Below are 1,434 nucleotides of genomic sequence, written 5' to 3'. Positions count from 1 at the left end.
AACGTCCATGTCGAATTCCTCCTAATGACTTGATTTGCGCGGACCTTTGCACGCACCGCGTCTGCGGCTCAAGAAAAAACCGCCTGACAGTTTGAATTTCCGCCCCGAACACACTGATTGCGCCGGTCGCTGTGCGGCTTGCGTCAGAAGAGCTTTTCGGTTGCGAAAATAATGGCATAGCCATGTACTGCAATAGCCGCGTAGAGGCCAAAAGCAACGAGCATGCGCTCGCCATCCTTCATCTCGTCAAGCATCTGGCGCGGCTTCACCGAACCGCCACTGACAAGGCTGACAAGCATGAAGACGAACAGGCCCGCCGTCAGCATGTTCGCGGGCAAACCGATCTCGAAACCAATGCCGAGAATGCAGAGCGTCACAACGAAACTGGCCGCTATCTGCGACCTTCGCGTGCGAAAGATTTGCCGGAGAACCTGACCTCCATCGAAACGGTGCATCGGCAGTAGGTTCAGCAGGTTGAAAGTGCCGAGGATCAACAGGAAAATGAGCAGAGGTCCGCGTGACGCCGAGGGCAGCAGGCCAACATCCGAAAGCTGCGTGGCGACCGCAAGGATCGGGACCATAAAGGCCGACATTCCCGCGCCCATCAGGGCACAAGTTGCCACCTCGAATAGCGACCGGTAAGGCCTCCCGCCGACAGCGATGCCACCAAGCAGAGGTACAAAGATCATCCTGACCGATGCATGACCGAACATGCGATAGGCCGCCATATGCCCCAGTTCATGCAAGACAATGACAAGCGTCAGGAAGGTCGAGAGCATCAGGCCACCTGCATCGAGCCCAAGGAAGGGCCAGAGCAGCAGAGTCGACAACACTGCGAGACCGCCTTGGACCAGCGGTCGCTCAAAGTAGCCCTGTGGCAGCGATTCGCCTGTCTTCAACCATCCATCAAGCGCCTTCATTTCCCGGCGCAGAACGAAATAGCGAAACATGAGGAAAGCCAGCCCGCGGTACCGGTCCGTCTGTTCGACCTCCACCAGAGCACCATCAGGTGTTGGTCGAATGATGCGCCGCTCCCGGTAGTGGTTCCAGAATGTGGGATCCAGCGTGCTGTCATCGATGATGCGAGCCTGGAAGCCGTGGGCATTACTCGCCATTGATGGCAACGGGTCCAATGCAAGAAGCCGGCGCGAGGGCGCACCGTTCTTGTCGAGATGCCGGTAGGTCTGCTCCACGACACCGCTCCGATCGGCAAGCGCGCGACTGCTGATGACCGAGTGGTGCCAGGACGCATCCGGACCGGCGGGATTCATCGCCTTCCAGAGTGTATCGGGGGAACATCGATAGGTTTGGCTAAGGTAAATGGTCCTGCGCCCTAGCGGAACCCGCATCAAAAGCCAGAGAAGGCCGAGATTTATGACCAGCAAGAGGATCGCCGATTGCAGCGTCGTCATTTGCTTATATGAGGAGGGTCAA

At 57.7% G+C, this 1,434-nt stretch carries 1 protein-coding gene; it reads right to left on the bottom strand.

Annotation, left to right across the window (positions count from 1 at the left end; translation table 11 throughout):
- Positions 1-143: 143 nt before the first annotated feature.
- On the bottom strand, positions 144-1,271 hold the full coding sequence (locus PMI09_RS00005) for a hypothetical protein (protein WP_244423696.1): 1,128 nt from the start codon (positions 1,269-1,271) through the stop codon (positions 144-146).
- Between the last annotated feature and the right edge of the window lie 163 nt (positions 1,272-1,434).

This window comes from Rhizobium sp. CF122 (genome assembly GCF_000282035.1).
Taxonomy (GTDB): domain Bacteria; phylum Pseudomonadota; class Alphaproteobacteria; order Rhizobiales; family Rhizobiaceae; genus Rhizobium.
The sequence above is the reverse complement of the archived record's forward strand: the minus strand, read 5'-3'. Positions and strand labels throughout refer to the sequence as shown.

Coding starts and splice junctions, on each gene's coding strand:
- PMI09_RS00005 (WP_244423696.1), bottom strand. CDS start 1,271: ATGAATCCCGCCGGTCCGGATGCGTCCTGGCACCACTCGGTCATCAGC.